General features: G+C 70.7%; 17 protein-coding genes. 4 read left to right on the forward strand and 13 right to left on the reverse strand.

Annotated elements, in window-relative coordinates; translation table 11 throughout:
- The first annotated feature begins 47 nt into the window (after window positions 1-47).
- Window positions 48-1,754, forward strand: coding sequence for a protein kinase domain-containing protein (locus tag ACWCPY_RS13640; protein WP_451264464.1), 1,707 nt, complete (start codon window positions 48-50; stop codon window positions 1,752-1,754).
- Between the two features lie 34 nt (window positions 1,755-1,788).
- Here ACWCPY_RS13640 and ACWCPY_RS13645 read toward each other — a convergent pair whose 3' ends face one another.
- From ACWCPY_RS13645 to ACWCPY_RS13675, 7 genes are all read right to left on the reverse strand, one after another.
- Window positions 1,789-2,430, reverse strand: a complete 642-nt coding sequence (locus tag ACWCPY_RS13645; protein WP_451264465.1) for a hypothetical protein — start codon at window positions 2,428-2,430, stop codon at window positions 1,789-1,791.
- On the reverse strand, window positions 2,427-3,137 hold the full coding sequence (locus ACWCPY_RS13650) for a hypothetical protein (protein WP_451264466.1): 711 nt from the start codon (window positions 3,135-3,137) through the stop codon (window positions 2,427-2,429). Before ACWCPY_RS13650 ends, ACWCPY_RS13645 begins: the two co-directional genes overlap by 4 nt.
- Window positions 3,138-3,252: 115 nt before the next feature.
- The gene (locus ACWCPY_RS13655) at window positions 3,253-4,227 is read right to left on the reverse strand and encodes an acetylxylan esterase (protein ID WP_451264467.1); all 975 of its coding nucleotides are present in this window, start codon (window positions 4,225-4,227) and stop codon (window positions 3,253-3,255) included.
- A 115-nt stretch (window positions 4,228-4,342) separates the two neighbouring features.
- The gene (locus ACWCPY_RS13660; RefSeq protein ID WP_451264468.1) at window positions 4,343-7,084 is read right to left on the reverse strand and encodes a hypothetical protein; all 2,742 of its coding nucleotides are present in this window, start codon (window positions 7,082-7,084) and stop codon (window positions 4,343-4,345) included.
- A 223-nt stretch (window positions 7,085-7,307) separates the two neighbouring features.
- Complete coding sequence (locus ACWCPY_RS13665; protein ID WP_451264469.1) at window positions 7,308-8,234, reverse strand: carbohydrate ABC transporter permease; 927 nt, start codon at window positions 8,232-8,234, stop codon at window positions 7,308-7,310.
- Entirely contained in the window at window positions 8,234-9,265 is a 1,032-nt protein-coding gene (locus ACWCPY_RS13670; RefSeq protein ID WP_451264470.1) for a carbohydrate ABC transporter permease, read from the reverse strand. Before ACWCPY_RS13670 ends, ACWCPY_RS13665 begins: the two co-directional genes overlap by 1 nt.
- 77 nt (window positions 9,266-9,342) lie before the next feature.
- A complete protein-coding gene (locus tag ACWCPY_RS13675; RefSeq protein ID WP_451264471.1) occupies window positions 9,343-10,725 on the reverse strand; it encodes an extracellular solute-binding protein in 1,383 nt (460 codons plus the stop codon).
- A gap of 229 nt (window positions 10,726-10,954) precedes the next feature.
- Here ACWCPY_RS13675 and ACWCPY_RS13680 point away from each other — a divergent pair, with 229 nt between their 5' ends.
- Window positions 10,955-12,766 carry a hypothetical protein gene (locus ACWCPY_RS13680; RefSeq protein WP_451264472.1) on the forward strand — a complete coding sequence of 604 codons (1,812 nt, stop codon included), beginning with the start codon at window positions 10,955-10,957 and terminating at the stop codon, window positions 12,764-12,766.
- 134 nt (window positions 12,767-12,900) lie between these two features.
- Window positions 12,901-14,040, forward strand: coding sequence for a PP2C family protein-serine/threonine phosphatase (locus tag ACWCPY_RS13685; RefSeq protein WP_451264473.1), 1,140 nt, complete (start codon window positions 12,901-12,903; stop codon window positions 14,038-14,040).
- 44 nt (window positions 14,041-14,084) lie between these two features.
- Here the strand turns inward: ACWCPY_RS13685 and ACWCPY_RS13690 are convergent, their stop codons facing one another.
- The 5 genes from ACWCPY_RS13690 to ACWCPY_RS13710 form a co-directional block, all read right to left on the reverse strand.
- A complete protein-coding gene (locus ACWCPY_RS13690; protein WP_451264474.1) occupies window positions 14,085-15,290 on the reverse strand; it encodes an FUSC family protein in 1,206 nt (401 codons plus the stop codon).
- A 97-nt stretch (window positions 15,291-15,387) separates the two neighbouring features.
- Complete coding sequence (locus ACWCPY_RS13695) at window positions 15,388-16,533, reverse strand: glycosyltransferase (RefSeq protein ID WP_451264475.1); 1,146 nt, start codon at window positions 16,531-16,533, stop codon at window positions 15,388-15,390.
- 131 nt (window positions 16,534-16,664) lie between these two features.
- Window positions 16,665-18,095 (reverse strand): MFS transporter, encoded by a 1,431-nt coding sequence (locus ACWCPY_RS13700; protein WP_451264636.1) that lies wholly within the window; start codon window positions 18,093-18,095, stop codon window positions 16,665-16,667.
- Between the two features lie 81 nt (window positions 18,096-18,176).
- Entirely contained in the window at window positions 18,177-19,268 is a 1,092-nt protein-coding gene (gene arsB / locus ACWCPY_RS13705) for an ACR3 family arsenite efflux transporter (RefSeq protein ID WP_451264476.1), read from the reverse strand.
- The gene (locus tag ACWCPY_RS13710) at window positions 19,265-19,573 is read right to left on the reverse strand and encodes an ArsR/SmtB family transcription factor (RefSeq protein ID WP_451264477.1); all 309 of its coding nucleotides are present in this window, start codon (window positions 19,571-19,573) and stop codon (window positions 19,265-19,267) included. Before ACWCPY_RS13710 ends, arsB begins: the two co-directional genes overlap by 4 nt.
- 94 nt (window positions 19,574-19,667) lie before the next feature.
- Here ACWCPY_RS13710 and ACWCPY_RS13715 point away from each other — a divergent pair, with 94 nt between their 5' ends.
- Entirely contained in the window at window positions 19,668-20,090 is a 423-nt protein-coding gene (locus tag ACWCPY_RS13715; RefSeq protein ID WP_451264478.1) for an arsenate reductase ArsC, read from the forward strand.
- Window positions 20,091-20,375: 285 nt separating this feature from the next.
- On the opposite strand, the gene htpG is transcribed toward ACWCPY_RS13715, so the two are convergent.
- The gene (htpG, locus tag ACWCPY_RS13720) at window positions 20,376-22,307 is read right to left on the reverse strand and encodes a molecular chaperone HtpG (protein WP_451264480.1); all 1,932 of its coding nucleotides are present in this window, start codon (window positions 22,305-22,307) and stop codon (window positions 20,376-20,378) included.
- Window positions 22,308-22,350: the final 43 nt, after the last annotated feature.

Genomic DNA, 22,350 nt, shown 5'->3' on the forward strand with positions numbered 1-22,350 from the left:
CGGGGTGGGTGCGCGTCGTCGCGGACCTGCCCCGTACTCTTTTTGCCATGACCGCTGGGGGGCCTGTGCGCCGTGTGATCGACGACCGCTTCGAGCTGGTGAGCAGGCTCGGCAGTGGCGGTATGGGCATGGTGTGGCGGGCCCACGACCTGGCCCTGCACCGCGATGTGGCGCTCAAGGAGGTGCGGCCCCCGGACCCGGCGCTCGCCGAGAACGACCCGGAGTCGGCCAGGCTGCTGCGCGAGCGGGTGCTGCGCGAGGCCCGTGCGCTGGCCCGGCTCGACCACCCCGGTGTCGTCACGGTCCATCACATCGTGGACGGCGGCGACGGTACGTACCCGTGGATCGTGATGGAGCTGGTGCCCGGCGCCTCGCTCGCGGAGCGTCTGGCCGAGGGGACGCTCACCCCGGCCGAGGCCGCCGGGCTGGGCCGCGGGGTGCTGTCCGCGCTGCGCGCCGCCCATGCCGCCGGAATCCTGCACCGCGACGTCAAGCCCGCCAACGTACTGCTGCGGGCCGACGGGAGCCCGGTGCTCACCGACTTCGGTATCGCGGCGATCCGCGAGTCCACCAGTCTGACGGCGACCGGCTCCCTCATCGGTTCCCCCGACTACATGGCGCCCGAGCGCATCCGCGGCGCGGAGGGCGACCCCTCGTCGGACCTGTGGTCGCTCGGCATGATGCTGTACGTCGCCGTGGAGGGCCGGCATCCGCTGCGCAAGGCCACCACGCTGGCGACGCTGGCGGCCGTGCTGGACGAGGAGATCCCGCCACCCCGGCAGGCGGGTCCGCTGACTCCGGTGCTGGAAGCGCTGCTGACCCGGGACACGGCCGCGCGGCCCGGTCCCGAGGAGCTCGACCGGATGCTGGCGTCGGTGGGCGATCCCGCACCGTCGCCCGGACCGGGCCGTGCGGCGCCGCAGGACGCCGTGCCGCCCCGCCAGGACCCGCCCACCCGGCAGGACGCGGTGCCGCCCGGCTACGGCCAGGCCGGCCCGACCACCGTCCTGCCCACCGCCCCCGTGCGGCGTCCGCCCGTCACCGCTCCCCCGCGCCCCCGGCCCGCGACGCTGGGCACCCGGGAGATCCGTCGCCGGGTCCGGCGGGGCCGCGCCGTCGCGGTCACCACCGCGCTCGCCGGAACCGCCCTGACCGGCGTCCTGGTGTGGTCTCTGATACCCGACTCGGACACGAAGGCAGCCAACAACACCCCGTCCGCCTCGGACCGGGCCCCGGACCGGGCCTCGGGCGGGCCCTCACCCGCCGAGGAGAAGGCCGGACGGCAGGAGGCCACCGCGCCGGCCAAGAACCTGCTGACGCCCTCCGCCGCACGGTCCGTCATCGCGGAGCTCGCACCGGTGATGGGCGGCACCAGGGTCACGTCGTTCACGCTGTACGACGAGCACGCGAGCGCCGAGGCCCCGGTCGCGAAGAACAAGGCCCTGTACGACGTCTTCTCCTACCGGGACGGCAAGGCCACCCGGGATCGCGCGGGCGGCACCCTCATGGCCGGCGCCAAGTCCGTGGACCTGGAGAAGTTCAACTGGGACGCCCTGCCGGGGCTGATCCGCCGGGCGGACAAGGAACTCGGTGTCGCCGAGCCCACCACCCATTACGTGGACATCGACCCGGCCTCCCCGTTCGACGACTACCAGCCGACGCTCAGCGTCTACGTCTCGGACGAGTACGGCGGCGCCTATCTGCGGGCCGACATCAACGGAAAGGTCCTCAAGAAGTACCCGCGCAACGGCTGAGCCCGTGGCGGCCGGGAGGCCGGCCGACGGCCTCTCAGCCCAGTACCCGTACCAGCACCAGCAGTACGGCCGCGATCACCACGCCCGACACCAGCGCGCGGAACCCGGCGGGAACGCCGCCGGCCCGGCGCTTCACCTCGCCCGCGGGCGGGACGAGGCTCTCCGCGCGGGCCAGCCACTCGCGCGGCGGGTTGTTGGGGACGACGACCCGCCAGGGCTGCTCGGGGTCGTACTCGACGACCGCCCTGGACCTGTGCAGAAGCCCCTGCAGGTCGAGGGGGTGACGGACCTCGATCCGGTACGGGGGCAGTTCGTCGCTCACCACGGTCAGGTCGAAGGCGAACACGGACTTCAGGGACTGCCCGTCGACGGCCGTCCGGCCGTTCTCCTTGTTCACCGCCTTCACACCGTTGACCACGGCGGGCGCGAAGGCGCGCGGGCCGCCGGAGCGCAGCCCGGGGGCGGCGACGCCGGACTTCATGTCCTCGGCCGCCTTCCCGTACGCCGCCAGCGCCAGGGCCGTCACGGGGAGCGCGAGGATCAGCAGCCAGCGGGGACCGTCCACGGCGCCCTGGACGAGCGCGGCCAGCGCGAGACCGGTGCCGATCGCGGACACCACGGTGAACAGCCTCAGGAATCCTCGCAGGGGGGACGCGGTGGGGTTCGAGGTGGTCATGAGAGGCGCAGCACCTTCCGGCGGGGGATGACGACCCTGGTGTGTGCCGGGTCGTCGGGACGGTCGACGTCGTAGAGGGCGAGGACGTCCCGTCTGAGGGCGACGCGTTCCACGACGGCCGGGACCTCGTGGCGCACCCCGGCCGTGTCGTCGAACACCACGGTGACCTCGCCGTATCTGCGGCCCACCGACCGCCAGCCCTCTATCACCGCGTCGGCCGTGGTGTACCGGCGGGTGAACCTGCGCAGCCCCCCGGCGCGCCGCAGGCTCACCGCCGCGCCCCACCAGGCGGCGAGGCAGCCCACGCCTGCGAGGGACCACAGGAAGGTGAGCCACTGGGAGACGGAGAAGTCGCCGAGCGGAAGGAAGATGTGGAAGCTGGTGACGGTGTTCCGCTCGACCTGGCCCTCCGCCAGCGCGTCGTACCAGCCTGCCGCGGCCGCGACGGCGGAGAGTGCGATCATCGCGCCCGGTGCCGCCCGGTGCAGGTACCGGGCGCAGAGCAGGCCGAGGACGACGGCGAAGGCGATTCCGAGCATCGGGGACATCGACGCGAGCTGGTCACTGGCGCAGCCCCCGGCCAGGTCACAGGACCACTTCACTCCCACCGCCTCGTGGCTGGAGATGTACCACATCATCCAGACCTGCCACACCATCAGCGCGCACGCGATGACGCGCATCGCCTGCGCATAGGCCTTCTGCCGCACTGTTCGCCCTTGTCCTCGGCACGTCACGGGGCGTTGACGTGCCCCGATGGACCATATACACGCTGTCCACGGCCTGTCCGTGATCCACAACACGCCGGCTGCGGCACGGCGGGGTTCAGACCGCCCTGTTCAGCGCCTCGGGTACCCAGCGGAGCTGGGCGGCCTCCTGGAACATGGCACCGCCCTCGTGCCCGTTGAACGGGTAGACCTCGATCTCCTTCTCGCCCGGGTACGCGTTGTGGGCGGCGAAGACCGTGGACGGCGGGCAGACCTGGTCCATCAGCGCGACGGAGAAGAGCGCGGGGGCGCTGCCCCGGGCGGCGAAGGACACCCCGTCGAAGTACGAGAGGGTGCGCAGAACGGTCTCCTCCTTGCCGCGGTGCATCTTGAGGTAGCGGGCTATCTCCGCGTACGGGTTGGAGTCGGTGAGCGTGACGGCCCGTCCGAAGTGGCAGAGGAACGGGACGTCGGCGGCGACGGCCGCCAGGTCGGGGACGAGTGCGCCGACCGCGAGGGTGATGCCGCCGCCCTGGCTGCCGCCGAGGGCGACGGTGCGGGCGGGGTCGGCGAGCGGATGGGACCGGGCGGCCTCGACGGCGCGTACGGCGTCGGCGAAGACCCGGCGGTAATAGTAGCTCTCCGGGTCCTCGATGCCCCGGGTCATGAAGCCCGCGTGGGAGGGGCCGGAGCCGACCGGGTCGGGGGTGTCGCCGACGTTGCCGCCGGTGCCCTGGCCGCGTACGTCCATGATGAAGTGGGCGAATCCGGCCAGCGGCCACATGCCCCAGCAGTGCGGGAGGCTGCGGCCGCCGTTGTAGCCGTGGAACTGGACGACGAGCGGGAGCGGGCCCTCGGCGTTCGCGGGGGCGCTGAACCAGCCCTTGATCGGGTGGCCGCCGAAGCCGGCGAAGGTGACGTCCCAGGTGCGCAGCCCGGTCAGTCCGGTCTCGACGGGTTCGAAGGAGACCGCGGGGTCGTGGGCGCGCGTCTCGGCGAGGGTCTTCGCCCAGAAGGCGTCGAAGTCGTCCGGCTCGTCGATCTGCGGCCGATAGGCGCGGAGTTCGGGCAGCGGCATGTCGAACAGGGCCATGGGGCTTGTCTCCTCACGGTGGGATTCCGGACAAGTCTGCCGTGCGGTGGTACGGCATGGAGCGGCGGGGCCGGGTGCTGTCAGGTGCACCCGGCCCCGCCCGTCATGGGGTGGTTCAGTCGGTCAGCTGGACGGCCCGCAGGCCGGCGGCGCTCTTGGAGTTGTTGGCGATGGAACCGCCCCACTCCGACCAGCCGCGCGCCCGGCCGTCGCCGTCGCTGTCGTTCACCACGAAACCGAGCCCGATGGACGCGGTGGGCTTGCCGGCGAGGCCGAGCGATGCCCACGGCACCGTCACCGTGTAGCGGGTGGTGGTGCCGTCACGGGTGATCTGTGCGGTGGCGCCGGGGGTCGGACCCGCGGACTGGCCGGACGGTGCCCGCCAGGTGTAGACCTGCGGCTCTCCGCCCACGAGCGAGGCGCCGAACTCGACGTACTGCTTGCTGCGTCCCGGCACCTGGGGGGTGACGGCGAACTGGATGCTGTCGCCCTGCCACATGTTCTCGGCGGTGGTGGCGGGCTGGGCCAGGACGTTGTCCGTGATCGCGCCCTTGAGGACGAGTCCGGCGTCGGTGTACTGGGGCCGGACGGTGCCGGACAGGTCGGCCGCGCCGTTGTACCCGCCCTGGTAGCTCACGGAGCCGTCGGCGATGACGTCGATGGGGGTGGTGGTGTCGGTGCCGGCCGGCTGGACGGAACCCCAGCCGTTCCAGGCGCCCACGGCGGTCCTGGCTCCGTCGGGGGTGTTGATGTAGGCGGCCGTCCAGTAGCGCTTCCACTGCTTGATGTTGCGCGCGTCCACGGTGTACGAGGTGCTGGACCCGGCGCCGACCTCGATCGGACCGTCGATGGTGCCCCGGTCCAGGTAGGAGGTTCCCTCGTTCACCTGCCAGTCCAGCTCGATGAGTTCGAGCGGGCTGTGGGAGCGGTTGTTGGTGACGGTGACCTTGAGGGCGGCGGCGAACGGGGCCGCCTGCTTCACCACCGGGTCGAAGGTGACCTGGGTCGGCGGCACCACCTCGGTGTCGGAGGTGAGGCGGGCGAGGTTCACCGGCCCGAGCCCGACCGTGCCGCTGACCGTGCGCGGGCCGGTGAGGGCCGAGGTGGGCAGCTGGATGTTCCGGCGGACGACCTTGCCGGGCTCGGCGGTCACCCGGTACTTCTCCCCTGCGATCCGGAAGTCGTAGCGCAGCGGGAGCGTCCGGCCCTTGGTGCCGTCCACCTGGAGCACCGCGTCGACGGTCTCCTCGGTGTTGGAGTGCTGGGGCAGCCGGAGGGAGAACACGGGGCCGCTCGCGGCCTTGACCGCGCTGACCGCCCCCTTGACGTACAGCACCTTGCCGTCGATGCCGAGCTGCACCTTGCCGCCGACCGGGAGGTATGTCTTCCCGTGGCCCAGCTGGTCGGTGACGGTGACCGGGCCCGTGGCCGAGAGCTCCGCCGTTTCCGGTGTCGCGGCCGTGGTGTAGAGGGCCCGGACCGTGTCGGTCCCGGTGCCGAAGCGGTACGAGCGGACATCGGCGGAACCGGCGTCGTCACGGCCCGCGTAGGCGCGGCCCGCGAGCTGCCGGATCAGCACGCCCTCGGTCACCACGGACTGCTTGGGCTGCCATGCCTTGACCTCGGCGGTGGGACGCTTGAAGGCACCGAAGTTGTGTTCCTTGTTGGTGGCGTCGGTGCCGTCGTTGGTGAGGTCGTACCAGTAGTAGCGGTCGACGCCCGAGGCGAACGAGAAGATCTGGGCGCGCGGCACGTACGCCGCCTGCTGAGCGGGGGTGACGCCGTCGGTGTGGGTCGGGTAGCCGTTCTCGGTCATCCAGAGCGGGAAGTCCTTGCCGCCCGCCGCGTCCAGGTCGGCGCGCACCTGCGGCAGCTTGTCCAGCGCGGTCTCGGGCGGGCTCGGGTAGCCGTACTGGTGAACGCTGAGCGCGTCCATGTACTTCAGGCCGCCGACCGCGTACAGCCGCTTGAGCCAGTCGGTCTGGAGCCCGGCCAGACCGCCGCCGACGACGGTGGCGTCCGGGACCTTGGCGTGCACCTTGCCGTAACTCGCCTGGAGCAGCTTGAGGTAGCAGTCGGCGGTGATGCCGCAGGTGCCGTTGTTGAAGCCGGTCGAGTTGTACTCGTTGTAGATCTCGATTTCCTTCGAGGACTGCTGGTACTTCTCCACGGCGGCGGCCGTGAACTTTCCGTAGGCGTCCAGCGCCGCGTCGGAGGCCGGTGTCCGGTTGGCGTCGTAATTGGGGTTCCGGTAGCCGGAGATGGGCAGGGCGGTCAGCCCCTGCGACTTGGCGTACGGGATGTGCTGGTCGGTCGGGTAGGTGCTCCAGGAGTACGCGCCGGGCGTCTTCTCGATGGCGCCCCAGTTGATGTCGGAGCGGATGCCGTGCATGCCCATCAGCTTGACCGAGCGCAGCAGCTTCTGGTCGTCGCCGTCGTTCCACCCGTAGTGGATGCCGGTGCCGAAGCGGGTGTCCTGCTGTTCCTTGCCGGTGAGCGCGGTCAGTACGCCGAAGTTGACGGTACGGGTGGTGGCGCCGGCGGTCGCCGTGAGCGTGTAGTAGCCGCTGCCGAGTTCGGTGACGTCGACGGTGGCCGTGCCGCCCGAGACCGGGGCGGTACCCGATGCGACGGTCAGGCCCTGGTCGTCGACGGCCTTCCAGGCCACCGAGGTCTCGTCGGAGGCCAGGGTGATCTTCGCCTGGCCCTTGACGAAGAGCAGATCGGGCGAGGTGACGGTCAGGGTGCCGGCCGCGTGGGCGGCCGGGGCAGTGCCGGGCAGCGGTGCCGCCACCAGCAGGCAGCCGAGCAGGGCGGCGGCGCCGCCCCATGCGGCGGACCGTCTCGGGCGACCCATTACTCTGGCTGGAACCAGAGGACCTGGCCGGATCGTACCGTTCTGTTCCATCGAGGCTTCCTCTCGATCGGATCGGCGCGGTGCGTTTCGGTGGTTCCCGGGTGGAGGTGTGCTCCGTCGGCTGTACCCCGGCGGAGCACACCGGCCCGTGTGCCGTCGGCGCGCACCGCTGCCGCCGTCGGCCGGCGCGGACGGGAAGTCCGCACCGGTGCCCGGGTGGTGCTCATCCCTTGAGGCCGGTGAAGCCTCCCCCGCCACGGACGATCTGCCGCTGGAAGATCAGGAACAGCACGACCGGGGGCAGGATGGCGAGCAGCATCCCGGCGATGAGCAGCGACTGTTCCGCCGTTTCCGCGAGGCGCGGCAGTGCGGCGGAGATGGGCTGCTTCTCGGTGTCCGGGATGACGATCAGCGGCCAGAGGAAGTCCTTCCAGGAGTTCATGACCGTCAGCAGGGTCACCACCGCGAGGATCGGCCGCGACATGGGCAGCACGATCCTGCGGAAGATGACGAACGGACCCGCGCCGTCGACCTTGGCGGCCTCGAAGAGTTCGCGCGGGATGCCGTCGAAGAACTTCATCACGATCAGTACGGTGAAGGCGCTGGCCGCGTGCGGCAGCCAGACGCCCCACGGGCTGTTGGCGAGCGAGATGCCGAGGCCCGGCAGGTCGAGCACGGTGAGGTAGAGCGCCACCAGGGAGATGGAACCGGGGATGAAGAGGGTGGCGAGCACCATCCACCGCAAGGGCGCCGCCCACTTGGGGCGCAGCACGGACAGGACGTAGCCGCCGGTGGTGGCGACCACGAGGTGGGCGACGACCGAGCCGGTGACCAGGACCACGGTGTTCCAGAGGTACTGGCCGACCTGGAGTTCGTCCCAGGCGCGGGAGAGGTTGTCCCACTGCGCGTGGCCGGGCCAGAGCGCCAACGGGTCGCGCAGCAGCTCCTGGGTCGGTGAGACGGCGCCCTTGAACGTCCAGTAGAGGGGCGCCGCCCCGAAGGCGAGCAGCAGCAGGAGCGAGAGGGTCTGCACGGAGCGGAGCGAGAGGCGTACGGAGGTGCGTCGCCGGTCGGCGCCGGATATGAGCCCGCGTCCGCTCTCCTCGGGGCGGTTCCTGCGGCGGGTGCGAAGGGGAATCTGTACGGCCATCAGTTGCTCCAGCTCCTCGTCGCCCGCAGATAGATCGCCGAGAGCACGCCGAGCACGAGGGCCAGCATGACGCTGAGGGCGGTCGCGGCTCCGAAGTCGCCGTTCTGGAAGGCGTAGTTGTAGATCAGCATCAGGACGGTGAGTGTGGAGTCCTCAGGGCCGCCGTCGGTCATCACGAAGGGTTCGGTGAAGATCTGCAGGGTGCCGATGATCTGGAGCAGCAGCATGATCAGGATGACCCCGCGCAGCGACGGCAGGGTGATGTGCCAGACCCGGCGCCAGATGCCCGCCCCGTCGATCTCGGCGGCCTCGTACAGCTCGCCGGGTACGGAGCCGAGCGCCGCCAGGTAGATGATCACCGTGGAGCCGAAGCCCGCCCAGGTGGCTTCCAGGACGATCGACAGCATCGCGGTGTCGGTCGACTGCAGCCAGGGGTAGGGACCGAGGCCCACATGGGCCAGCAGCTGGTTGAACAGGCCGGCGTCCGGGTCGTAGAACACCTTCCACAACAGGACGGATACGACCGGCGGGATCGCCACCGGAAGGTAGGCGAGGATGCGGAACAGCGTGCCGCCGCGCCGCAGTTCGGCGATGAGCACCGCGAGGAAGAGCGGCACCGGGAAGCCGATCACCAGGGCGAGCACCGCGAACAGCGCGGTGTTCTTGACGGCCTTCCACAGCAGCGGGTCGTCCAGCACATGGCGGAAGTTGTCCAGCCCCACCCAGGTGGCGGGGTCGACCAGATTGGTCTGCTGGAAGCTGAGCTGCACGCTCTGGACGATCGGCCACCACGAGAAGTAGGCGAAACACAGCACCATCGGCAGGCCGAACAGGATGGTGGTGACGCCTCCTTGCCCGGCCCAGCGGACGAGGCGTCGAACCGGGCCGCCGCGGTGCGGGGAGGCGGTGCGCGGCGGCCTGTCGGGGGTCCGGGGCCGGGCCGCGGACGGGTCGGCGGTACGCCGTTTCCTCGTCCGGTCCTTCCGGGTGCGGTTCCCGGCGGGCGCCGCAGGCGCTTGTGACCTGCTCATTGACGTCTCCTCGCCTCTCCTCGTGCTGTGCTCACTGCCTGATGCTCCGGACGCCCTCCGGCTGCCGGGAGGTGGTCCTAGTTCTGCGCCCGCTCCACCTGGGACTTGACCTGCGCCGCGGCCTTCTTCAGCTGCTCCGCCGGGTCGGCGTCCTGGCGGGTCAGCACGGCCTGCACGGCACTGTCGAGGGCCTTGTAGACGTTCTGGGCCTCGACGGACGGCTCGATGCGCAGTTCGTAGTCGCCGAGCGCCTCGGTGTACGGGGCGAAGTGCTCGACCGGCACGTTGGCCTGCTTGTTGACGGCGGCGTCGACCGGGTCGGCGATGGCCGGCTCGTAGAACGGGACGGAAGGCACGCCGACGACGGCTCCGTCCTTCTTCTTGGCCACCGCGTCCTTCTCGGCGAGTGCGACGTCGTACTTGGTGGAGAGGTAGTAGAAGTCGATGAACTTCGTCGCGGCCTCGCGCTGCCGCGCGGTGGCCCTGGGGCTGATCACCGCGATGGTCCCGCCGGCCAGGGTCCGCTTGTTGCCGCCGTCGACGGGCATGGCGCCGAGACCGATGGTCTTCGGGTCGCCCTTGTACTGCGCGATGTAGTGACCGACCAAGCTCGGTCCGGCGATCGTCATGCCGATCTTCCCGGCGGAGAAGTCCTTCTCCATGTCGGTGATGTTGCGCAGTTGGTTCCTGCCCATCGAGTCGTCCGTCCAGCGCATGTCCTTCAGCGCCTTCAGTGACTTCTCCGCGCCGCTGCCGGCACGGTCGAAGGTGTTGACCCACTTGCCTCCGGACTCCTCCTGCATGCTGTCGCCGAAGGAGTACGCCATCGCGGTCAGCATCCAGCCGCCCGTGTTCTCCTTGGTCATCTGCGCGTATCCGGTGGCGTCGGTCTTCTCGGAGATCGCCTTGGCCGCCGTACGGACCTCGGACCAGGTGGCCGGCGGCTTGTCCGGGTCGAGTCCGGCCTTCTCGAACAGATCGCGGTTGTAGACCAGGCCGAGGGCGTACTCCTCGGTGGGGATGCCGTAGAGCTTGCCGTCCACGCCCTTCGCGGCCCCGAGCGCGACATCGTTGAAGTCCTCGCTGTGCTTCAGCCCCTTGAAGTCCGCGGTGAGATCGGCGATCTGCCTGCGCTTGATCAGGCCCGACATCTCGGTGAGCGGTACCCGCACGATCGTCTCCAGGCTGCCGCCGCCCACCTTGGTCTGGAAGCTCTGCTGGTCGTACTGGTACTCGTTCGTCCTGATCTTGATCTTGGGGTTCGCCTTCTCGAACTCCGCCACCCGCGCGTCGAACGTCTTGAGCGCGGCCGCGTTGGTGGCGGGCGGACGCCCGGAGACGGTGATCGTCACCGTGCCGTCGGCGGCCGTGCCGCCGCCGGAACCGGAACACGAGGCAAGCACGCAGACGAGCGCACCCGCGGTGACGCCCGTCAGGGCGATGCGCAGGGAGGGTCTCATCGGGACTCCATTCAAGGGCAGACCGGAAACCGGCTGGAAAGCGTTTTCCAGCCGGGGTCACCTTGCACCGCCCGATATCTCCGCGTCAATGGGTTGGGGACGGGCTTCTGAGCGGGAGTTCACCGTATGCCCCTTGCCGGAGCGTTGGCGTCGGCTTAGCCTCTGGAAAACGTTTCCCAAGCGTTGACGGAGATCGTCGGTCCGACGATCGCGAGCTGGAGGACATCCCGTGCACCCTGCCTGGTCGGCCGCCGCGTACGACCGAACCCTGCTGCGAGCGGCCCTCGCCGAGGGCGATCGCTGCTGGGACGCCGAGGCGAACCTGCTGCAGGTCGAAGCCCCGTACAACCCCATCCACACCAACATCAAGGGCGGCCACGCTCACCCCACCCGCAACTCCCTGCACTACGCGCTGCTGTTGCTGGAACGGGGCGGCGAGGGCGACGCCGAGCGCGCCCACTCCGTGATCCTGCGGATCGCCGGGCTGCAGGACCGGTCGCCGGAGAACGCCACCTACGGAATCTGGGGCTACTACGCCGAGGAACCGGCGGCGGAGATGGTCCCTGCCGACTGGAACTGGGCGGACTTCCTCGGCATCGCGCTGCTGCTGGTGCACGCCCGTCACGGCGACGCCCTGCCGGCCGGGGTGCGGCACGAACTGCGCGAGTCGCTGCGGCACGCGGCCGCGTCCATCGTCCGCAGGAATGTGCACCTGACGTACACGAACGTCGCCGTCATGGGTACGTTCGTGACGCTCGCCGCGGGGAAGGTCCTCGACGACGAGGAGCTGTTCGCGTACGGCAGGGACCGCATGGTGCGGCTCTCGCAGGCCATCGACGGCACCGGCAGCTTCACCGAGTTCAACAGCCCCTCGTACTGGGGTGTCGTGCTCCAGACCCTGACCCTGATCAGGGAGCACGTCACCGACGAGGAGGTGCTGGAGCTCAACGACCGGCTGCACGATCGTCTCTGGCTGCACTTCCTGGCCCGCTGGCACCCGCCGACCCGCCAGCTCTCCGGCCCGATGGCCCGCTGCTACAGCAACGACCTGGGTGTGCCGCCGTTCCTGGCGAAGGCGGTCGGGGGGCTGCTCGGCGCGCCGGAGCCCCGCCCGGTCCGGGGCGAGATGTCGACCGGCCTGGACTCCTGCGTGGACTACCGGATGCCCGACTGGGTCCGGCCCCGGCTGCTGGAGCTGGAGAGCGCGCACGAGCACCGGGAACTGTTCACCGGCAGCCCGGCCCCGGAGACCGGCACCACCTGGCTGGATCCGGTCACCACCCTGGGCAGCGTGAATCACCAGGACACCTGGCTCCAGCGACGGCCGCTGTTCGGCCACTGGGTGCGCCCGGACGGGACCTCCGGACATCTGCACGTCCATCTCATGAAGGATGACGGCGCGGAGGACTTCGACTTCGCCTCGGGTGTGCTCTCCACCGTGCAGAGCGGCCCGCACGTGGCCTGGCTCGCGGGGTTCGCCTGCCCTGCGGGCGACCGGCACCACCACCTCGACATGATCGAGCCGGGCGACCGGTTCCGGGCACGGTCGCTGCGTCTGGTGGTGGACCTGATCGGTGCGCCGCCCGTGGCGGCCAAATCCCCGGTCGACGGCGGCGTCGAAGTCGACCTGGGGACGGCGCGGCTGGACTTCCGGCTCGCCGGGGGCGCCTTCGGCGGCCGTACGCCCGCGGCCCGGCTGGTCCCGCACGCCGACGGGGTGCGGATCGAAGTGGTCCTCTTCGAGAGCACGACCCCGGCCGAGCTTGACTGGGCGGAGCTCGGCGACACCTTCGCCGCGGGGACGCTGTCCCTCGTGCCGTCCGGATCGGAGGCGGATGCGCGGCCCGTTCCGGGTCCCGAGCTGGACGTGGCCGGTGACCGCGCCGAGGTGCGGTGGACGACCCCGCGGGGGAACCGGCTCACGGTCCGCGGCGGCCGGTCGGTCGTCTCCCGCGAGGAGCACGCCGCCCTGCACTCCGCGACGCTGGACGGCGCGGCGCCGCCGTCGCCCCGCCTGTCGGACTCCCCGCTGGTTCCGTAGGCACCCGGGCCCCTGGACCTGCGCATCGGGCGCGGCCGGCCGCACGGGAGAACCCGAGGCCGGCTGCGCCGGTGCCGGCCCGCCCGGGAGCCGTACGAGGGGCGGAGACGGACCGGGTGAGGTATCCCGGAAACATGGCTTCCCAGTGGTCCCTGCAGTCGATCCATGAGTCCCGGCGGCGCAGGAACGCGCTCGTGGCCATGCCGTTCGTGCTGATCGCCGTCGTCACTGTGGTCGATGTCCTGGCACCGCCGGATGTCCATCTCGGGCCGTTCCTGGTGGCGGCGCCCGCGGTGGCCGCCTCGTTCTCCGGGCCGCGGATGACCGCCTTCGTCGGTGCGGTCGCCGTGCTGGCGCAGGCGCTGGTGGCCGTCGCAAGCAGCAGCATCAACGACCTCAACCACACCTACCAGATCATCGCGCTCGTACTCATCTCCGTCTTCGTCACCTTCTTCGCCCACCTGAGAGTCCGCGACGAGCGGGCCGTGACCCAGCTGCGTTCGGTGGCCGAGGCGGCGCAGCGCGTGGTGCTTCGGCCGCTGCCCGGACGGAGCGGCCCGCTGCGCATCTCCTCGGTCTATCTGGCGGCGGAGGCCGAGGCACAGATCGGCGGCGATCTGTACGCCGCCGCCCGCACCATGGGAGGCACCCGTCTGATCATCGGTGATGTGCGCGGCAAGGGGCTCGCCGCGATCGGTGAGGCGGCCACCGTCCTGGGCGCGTTCCACGCCCTTTCCCGCCAGCGTTGGCTCCTGCCCGAACTGGTGGCCCATCTGGAGACGAGCATCGCCCCGGACCCGGAGGATCCCTCGCACGACGGCGGGGACGAGGACGCCGAGTACGATCCGGACCTCGCGGAGTCCTTCGTCACCGCGGCCGTGCTCGACATCCCCGACGACGCCGCCGAACTCCATCTGGTCAGCTGCGGCCATCCGCCGCCGCTGCTGCTGCGTGCGGGCGAGGTGATCCCGCTCGCGGTGCGGGCACCGGCCCCGCCGCTCGGTCTGGCGCGTCTGGTGATCACGGAACACACCGCGGAGACGTTCGGCTTCGAGGCCGGTGACACCCTGCTCCTGTACACCGACGGTGTCATCGAGTCCCGGGACCGGTCGGGGAACTTCTACCCGCTGCGGGAGCGGGCCGCCTCGCGGTGCGGCGCCAGTCCCGACGCCCTGCTGGAGTCGCTCTGCGCCGACCTGTTGCGCCATGCGGGCGGTCGCCTGGGCGACGATGCCGCGCTGGTCGCCGTCGAGCGCATGCCTGCCTCCGGGTGACTTCCGTACCGGCACCGCCCGGGGCTGCGCCGCATGCTCCGGCGTCAGTTCTGCCCGGCGCCCAGCCGTCGTGACACGGCGCGCAGCCAGGGATGGCGTTCGTGGAGCTGCGCGGAGCGCCGGTCCAGCTCCTTGCCGAGGCGTTCCGTGCGCTTGTCGATGTCGAGCTCGTCCAGGATCCGGTCGACCTCGGCGAGCAGCGCGCCGTGCAGCTGCCACTGCCTGGGGTGTTCCTGGACGTCTTCGAGGAGCAGATCGGCCACCCGGTCCCTGGTCGCCCGGCTGACGGCGAGTGCGTGTGCCAGCCGGTCCTCCGCATCCTCGGCGTTCTCCGCGAGCGGAGTGGTGATCAGCTCCGAGAAGCTCTCGACGGCACCGGCCATCCGGCCGAACAGTTCCGTCAGCGACGCGGCCACATCGGCGGGAAACAGTGTCTCGTCGGTACGGGCCTTGGCCAGGTCGGTGAGGGTACGCGAGAGCACCCTCAGTACCACGGCGCAGATCTCCAGGGTGTCCAGACCGGTGCGCAGCACGACCCGGTACAGCAGTCCCTGCCGGACGCGCGGATTGAGTGTGAGGCTGTCCTCGGCCTGCCGCAGCGAGGCGTCGACCTCCACGATGTCGTGGTCGAGTCGGCGGGCGGCGTGGAGCCGGTCGGCCGCCCGCTCGACGGTGACGTGACCGCTCACGTCCTGGCCCATCGCGCGCAGCATCCGTCCCATCTCGCGGGCCAGGCCGTCGATGGAGGCGCCGGCGGGCTGCACCCACACGGGAGGTGCGAGGAGCAGGTTGAACAGCAACCCCACTCCGGCGCCGATCAGGGTCTCCAGCACCCGGTCCCAGGCGGTGGAGGCGACCTGCGAGACGCCCAGCACGAGCATCGCGCTGATCGCCACCTCGGGTACGAACTCGCCGACGCGCACCAGTCGCCCGATGATCAGCGAGGCGAAGATCGTCAGCCCGAGGCTCCACCAGTTCAGGCCCACCAGCGCGCTGAGCGCGGTGGCGATGAGCACCCCGACCACGACCGAGTTCACCCGGCGGATGCCGGTGGTGAGCGTCGCGTAGAGGGTGACCTGCACGACGAGGAGCGCGGTGAGCGGGGCCGTGAGCGGTGCGGGGTGCGGCAGGGTCCACACCGCCACGACGTAGGCGATGACCGCGGCCGCCGTGGAACGCAGGGTCTGCGCCCCGACGGGCTCGGTCGTACGCCGGACGAGCTCGATCACGGGTGCGGATACTCGGGCCATCTCCTTCCCATGCCCGCCCGTGCGCCGCGGAAGCACCTGGGCACGGCGACACCCACCGTACGGGTGTGCGGGTCGGCGGCCCGGTCATGGCCCGGGATCACGGTTCGAGGGCGGCGAGCAGTTCCGCTGCGGTGGCGGTGGTCCGCACCTCGTCGGCCAGGGACCGGGCGCGCGCACGGTATGCGGGTTCCCCCAGCACGCGTTCGACGGCCGTACGGATGCTCCGTACGTCGTCGGGGCCCAGCACCGGCGGCTCGTCCGCCGGGCCGCCGGTCGGGGTGACGGCCGCCCCCGCCCGTGCCTCGGTCACCAGTCGGGCGTTCTCCGGCTGGTCCGCGAAGAGGGGGACGCAGACCACGGGGACGCCGGCCGCGAGTGCGCCGTAGACCGTCCCCGAGCCGCCGTGGCAGACCACGAGCGAGGCGCTGCGCAGCACGTCCGCCTGCGGCACCCACGGCTCCACGTGGACGTGGGACGGCAGCGGTCCGATGTCCGCCGCGCCGATGCGGTGCCCGGTCGTGAGCAGTACGCGCACCGGCAGTGCGCTCACCGCCTCCACCACCGCGCGGTACAGGCCGGCCGCGGTCGGCAGGGCGCCCGCCTCGGTGCCGAGGGTGACATGAACCAGCGGCCCCTCCGCCCCGTTCCACCAGTCCGGCAGCGTCTCCTGCCGGAGGTCTTCGTGGTAGCGGCGGGTCGCGGCGTACGGCGAGGGGTCCAGGGAAGCGGGCAGGCGGGTCAGGTACGGCGCCGCGAGGAGCCGCTCGGCGATGCCGGGGCCGTACGGGTCGAGCACGGAGCCCAGCAGATGGTCGGTGGACCCGGTGAACCTCGCGGCGGAGACCGCGACCCGGGCGTGCGGGATCCCATGGCGTTCGGCGGCGACCACCGAGGCGAACTCGAACGTCTCGTGCAGGACCAGGTCGGGGCGCCAGTCGCGGCAGGCCTCCTCCAGCGCGGGAAGCATCGCGGCGGTGCCGAGCCGGCCGAACACCTCCCCGACCATCATGGCGACGCCGTCCTCCGGTGACAGTGTCAGTCCCCGCTCCATCACCCGCTCGAGTTCCTCCTGGGGTGGCTCCCCGCCGATGCGGTACGGCTGTTTCCGGGACGCCAGTAACGCTTCCAGTGCCGGTGGGGCGACGACGAGGACGTCGTCGCCCCGTGCCGTGCACGCGTCGATGAGGGGAACGAGTGGGTGGAAGTGGCCCGAGCCGCGGGTCGAGGCGAAAAGTACACGCATAGGGCCGAGCCTAGAGATGTCCGCACTCTGCCCACAGGATCACTTTCCGCCTGATTAAGGCGTGTTTCCGGCGTTTGTGCGCCGCGCGGCCGTCAAACCCGGCCGGCAGCCGGTCGCGCCGGACCCGCACCTCACGCGCTTCGGGCCCGGCCGGCGAGCAGGGCGGCCAGGACGCCCGGCACGAGCAGCAGCCCGAAGGCGGCGACGTAGCCGACGTGGTCGTTCGAACCGGCGCCCAGGAAGGCGTTGAAGACGGCGGAGGCGACGCCCAGGACGAGGATCTGACCCAGATTCTGGTTGGTCTGCATCGCACTGCTGGCATGGCCCTGGCGGCCGGCCGGGGCGTGGGAGAGCGACAGCACGGTGAGGGACGGGGCGAGCAGGCCCATGCCGACCGCTGCGACGACCATCGACGACGCGGCGGTGACCGGCGGCATCCCGGGCAGCGACCCGACGGCGGCGATCACGACCGCCACCACCTGCACCAGCGCACCGATCACGACCAGGCGGTGGCGGGGAGTCCGTTCCGGCAGGCGGCCCTGCACCCAGGAGGAGGCCGCCCAGGCCACGGCAGCGCCGGTGAAGGCCAGGCCCGTCACGACGGGGGCCACGTCCCGGCCGGTGACGAGCATCAGAGGCACCAGGGCCTCCAGGGTGAAGAAGACTCCCGAACTCAGCCCGCGCAGCAGCACCGTGGCCGGCAGACCGCGCCCGGCGCGCCAGGTGCCGGCCGGCAGCAGCCGTGAGGCGAACAGCACCAGCAGGGCGAGTCCCGCCGCCGCGAACAGCAGATGGCGGGTGTCCCAGCCCGAGGCGCCGTACTGCCCCAGCGCCGCGCCCACACTGACCGCCACCGCGACCATCAGGGCGGGGCGCGGGGCCCGGTCCTCCGACGGCTCGGGCACGACGGGCCAGGAACGGCCGCGCAGCACGGCCACGACCGCCAGCGCCGGAAGCGCCGTCAGAACCGCGAGGCCGTAGAACACCGAACGCCAGGACCAGGCCTCGGCCACCAGCCCCGCCAACGGGGGGCCGACCAGGGACGGAATGATCCAGCAGGCGCTCATCAGCGCCAGGGCACGCGGCCGCAGACGGTCGGGGTACGCCTGGCCGATCGCGGCGTTGATCGACACCGCGACCATTCCGCCCGCCACTCCGTCCACGAAGCGTCCGGCGGCCAGTTGCCAGATCGAGGTGCTGGCGGCCGAGACGAGCAGGGTGACCACCGCCAGCGCCATGCCCGCGGCCAGCGGGCGGTGCGCCCCGTCGCGGTCCGCCCAGTGGCCGCCCAGCACTCCGCCCAGCAGGCTCGCGGCCACGAAACAGCCCGCCACCAGTGGGAAGAGGGACACCCCGTCCAGATCCTGTGCGGCCGTCGGCAGGGTGGGGACCACGGCCAGGGCGGCGAGCCCGGTCAGGAACATCACCGCGGCGAAGGTGGCGGTGGCTGCCGCGTACGTTCCGGAGAACAGCCCCTCGGCGGCCTCGGTCCGCAAGGGCGGGAGGCCGGCCGCGGTCGTCCGTTCGCCGTGTTCCGCCGTGGCCGGTTCCGCGGACGTCATGGGCGCGTCGTGCGATGTGCTCTTCGGGGCATCAGTCACGGGCGCCCAAGCTATGCGGAGCGCGCGTCCGTGGGCCACCGGTTATTCCGGCGTCGTGAACTTCCTGCGCCAGGCCAGCGACACGTACACGAGCCCGATCAGGACCGGGACTTCGATGAGCGGGCCGACTACTCCGGACAGGGCCTGGCCGGAGGTGACGCCGAAGGTCGCGATGGCGACGGCGATGGCGAGTTCGAAGTTGTTGCCCGCCGCGGTGAACGCCAGGGTCGCCGTGCGGTCGTAGGCGAGACCGAGGGTCTTGCCGAGCAGGAAGGTGCCGAAGAACATGACCGCGAAGTAGGCGAGCAGCGGCAGTGCGATCCGGACCACGTCCAGGGGCTGCGAGGTGATCGTCTTCCCCTGGAGGGCGAACAGGATGACGATGGTGAAGAGCAGCCCGTACAGCGCCCACGGGCCGATCCTCGGCAGGAACCCCTGCTCGTAGCGTTCGCGGCCCATCTTCCGCTCGCCGATGCGGCGGGTGAGGAATCCGGCCAGCAGCGGGACGCCGAGGAAGACGATGACGTTGAGGGCGATGTGCCAGACGGAGACGTCCAGGCCCTGGCCGTCGCCGAGGTTCAGCCACCGGGGCAGCAGGTCGAGGTAGAACCAGCCGAGCAGGCCGAACGCGATGACCTGGAAGACGGAGTTGAGGGCGACGAGTACGGCGGCCGCTTCTCGGTCGCCGCAGGCGAGGTCGTTCCAGATGATGACCATGGCGATGCAGCGGGCGAGGCCGACGATGATCAATCCGGTGCGGTACTCGGGCAGGTCCGGCAGGAAGATCCACGCCAGCGCGAACATGACCGCCGGGCCGACGATCCAGTTGATGACCAGCGAGGACACCATCAGCTTGCGGTCGCCGGTCACGGTGTCGAGCCTGTCGTAGCGGACCTTGGCGAGGACCGGGTACATCATGACGAGCAGGCCGAGCGCGATCGGCAGCGAGATCCCGCCGACCTCGATCTTCGCCAGCGCGTCGTTCATGCCCGGGACCATCCGCCCCAGGCACAGGCCGACGGCCATGGCGAGCAGGATCCACACCGCGAGAAAACGGTCGAGGGTGGAGAGCTTCCTGACGACCGAGTCGTCACCGGCCGCCGGGGCCGTGGTGGTGGGTTCGGTGGAGGTCACGGGCAGGCCCGCTTCTTCCCGGCGGCACCACGTGCGGACTCGGCCAGTGCGGCGAACTGCTCGGAGAGACCGGCCAGGACCTCGGGGCACAGCTTGTAGTAGGTGAAGCGGCCGCACGGCTCGGTGTCCACCACCCCGGCCTCGCGCAGCACCTTCAGGTGGTTGGAGAGGTTGGTCTGCTTCGCTCCGGTCTCCTCGACCAGGTGCGTCGTGCAGAGCGTCTCGCGGGCCAGCAGGGTCACGATCCGGAGGCGGAGCGGATCGCCCAGCACCCGGATCAGATCAGGATCGACTGAAGTCAGCATGCACTGATACTTTCACATCACTGCCTGCTGATATCAGCGGGAGCTGAATTCTTTGGCGGCCGGTACCGCCGTGCGACGAAAGAGAACGATCAATATGGCCGAAACCTCCGGCAAGCCGTCCGTCCTGTTCGTCTGCGTCCACAACGCGGGCCGCTCCCAGATGGCCGCCGCCTGGCTGACCCACCTGGCCGGAGACCGCGTAGAAGTCCGCTCCGCAGGCTCCGACCCCGGCGACGCCGTCAACCCCGCCGCCGTCGAAGCCATGGCCGAGGCCGACATCGACATCTCCGCCGAGACCCCGAAGATCCTCACCATCGACGCCGTCCGCGAGTCCGATGTGTGCATCACCATGGGCTGCGGCGACAGCTGCCCCGTGTTCCCCGGCAAGCGCTATCTGGACTGGAAGCTCGACGACCCGGCCGGCCAGGGTGTCGAAGCGGTCCGAACCGTCCGCGACGAGATCAAAACCCTTGTCGAGGGCCTGATCGCCGAAATCGCACCGCGTACGGGGCACTGAGCGAAAGAGGCGCGAGGGCGGGAGGCGCGCCGGCGGCCGGGAAGCGGACCGGAGCGCCGGGGAAGGGGGCCGACTCCCGGGGAGTCGGGGCGCAGCCGGGCCACTGCCCGTACCTCGATCCTCGCTCCGGACCGCGCGGTGCGCATCCGGATCACCCCATCGCCACCGGCGGAACGGTCCCGGCGGCTCACGCGGCGCCCGGCCGCCGCCGGTGCCGTCGCACCGACAGCGGCCGGGGCCGTCAGTTCCTGTGCACCGCTCCCGGGCGTGCGGGAGCGGTCGTGTTCACAGGGTACGTTCGAGGCGGTCGGCCATCAGCCTAACGAAGCGCGAGGGGTCGCCCAGTTCGCCGCCCTCGGCCAGCAGTGCCAGATCGTGGAGGAGCTCGGCCGTCTCCTGGAGACCGGTGCCGTCCTCCTCACCTCGTTCGGCGTGCGCCCGGTTGAGGCCGCTGACCAGCGGGTGCTCCGGGTTGAGTTCGAGGATGCGCTTGACCTGGGGAACGTCCTGGCCCATGGCGCGGTACATGTTCTCCAGGGCGGGCGTCACGTCGTGCGTGTCGGAGACGATGCAGGCGGGCGAGACGGTGAGGCGCGAGGAGAGCCGTACCTCCTTGACGGTGCCGCCCAGCCGGTCGGTCATCCAGCCGAGCAGATCCGCGTACTCCTGCTGCCGGCCCTCGCGCTCGGTCGCGGCCTCCTTCTTCTCCTCCTCGGTGCCGAGGTCGACCTCGCCCTTGGCGACGGACCTCAGCTGCTTGCCGTCGAAGGCGGGCTCCGCCTGGACCCATACCTCGTCGACGGGGTCGGTGAGCAGCAGCACCTCGACGCCCTTGGCGCGGAACGCCTCCATGTGCGGGGAGTTCTCGATGGCCTGCCGGGACTCGCCCGTCAGGTAGAAGATGTGCTCCTGGCCGTCCTTCATCCGCTCCACGTACTGCCGCAGCGTGGTCGGCTCGTCCTTGTCGTGGGTCGTGGCGAAGGACGAGACACCGAGGATCGTCTCGCGGTTCTCGAAGTCGCTCAGCAGCCCTTCCTTGAGCACCCGGCCGAACTCCCGCCAGAACGTGGCGTACCGCTCCGGTTCGGCGGACATCATGTCCTTGACGGTCGACAGCACCTTCTTCGCCAGCCGCCGGTGCATCAGCTGGATCTGGCGGTCCTGCTGAAGGATCTCGCGCGACACGTTGAGCGACAGGTCCTGCGCGTCGACGACGCCCTTGACGAAGCGCAGGTACGGCGGCATCAGCGCTTCGCAGTCGTCCATGATGAAGACGCGCTTCACATAGAGCTGGATGCCGCGCTGGTACCCCTGCATGAACAGGTCCTGGGGTGCGTGCGACGGGATGAAGAGCAGTGCCTGGTACTCGAAGGTGCCTTCCGCCTGGAGGCGGATGGTCTCCAGCGGGGCGCTCCAGTCGTGGCTGATGTGCTTGTACAGCTCGTGGTACTCGTCGTCGGTGACCTCGTCGCGCGAGCGTGCCCACAGGGCCTTCATCGAGTTGAGCGTCTCGGGCTCGCGCGGGGTGTCGTCGGCCCCCTCCGCACCGTCGGCACCGTCGGCCGCCTCGGGGGCCATTGTGACGGGCCAGGTGATGAAGTCCGAGTAACGCTTGACGATCTCCCTGATCTTCCACGGGGAGACGTAGTCGTGGAGCTGGTCGTCGGTGTCCTCCGGCTTGAGCCGGAGCGTGACGGCGGTCCCCTGGGGGGCGCTGTCGACGGTCTCGATCGTGTAGGTGCCCTCGCCGGTCGACGTCCACCGGGTGCCCTGGCTCTCGCCCGCGCGCCGCGTCAGCAGCGTGACCTCGTCGGCCACCATGAAGCTGGAGTAGAACCCGACGCCGAACTGACCGATCAGCCCCTCGGCCGCGGCGGTCGACTCGGCCTCCTTGAGGTCGCGCAGGAACTTCGCGGTGCCCGAGTTCGCGATGGTCCCGATGAGCTGGACCACTTCGTCGTGAGACATTCCGATGCCGTTGTCCCGCACGGTCAGTGTGCGGGCCTGCCGGTCGGTCTCGATGGCGATGTGGAGGTCGGACACGTCCGCGTCGAGCGAGTCGTCACGCAGTGCTTCGAGCCGCAGCTTGTCGAGCGCGTCGGAGGCGTTGGAGACGAGTTCGCGCAGGAACACGTCCTTGTTCGAGTAGATCGAGTGGATCATCATCTGCAGAAGCTGTCGCGCTTCCACCTGAAACTCGAACGTCTCAGTGGGCATAATCCGTAGTTCCTTCTCAGGTCCGCGGTCCGGGAATTGGCCT

The sequence above is a fragment of the Streptomyces sp. NPDC002403 genome (assembly GCF_053593015.1).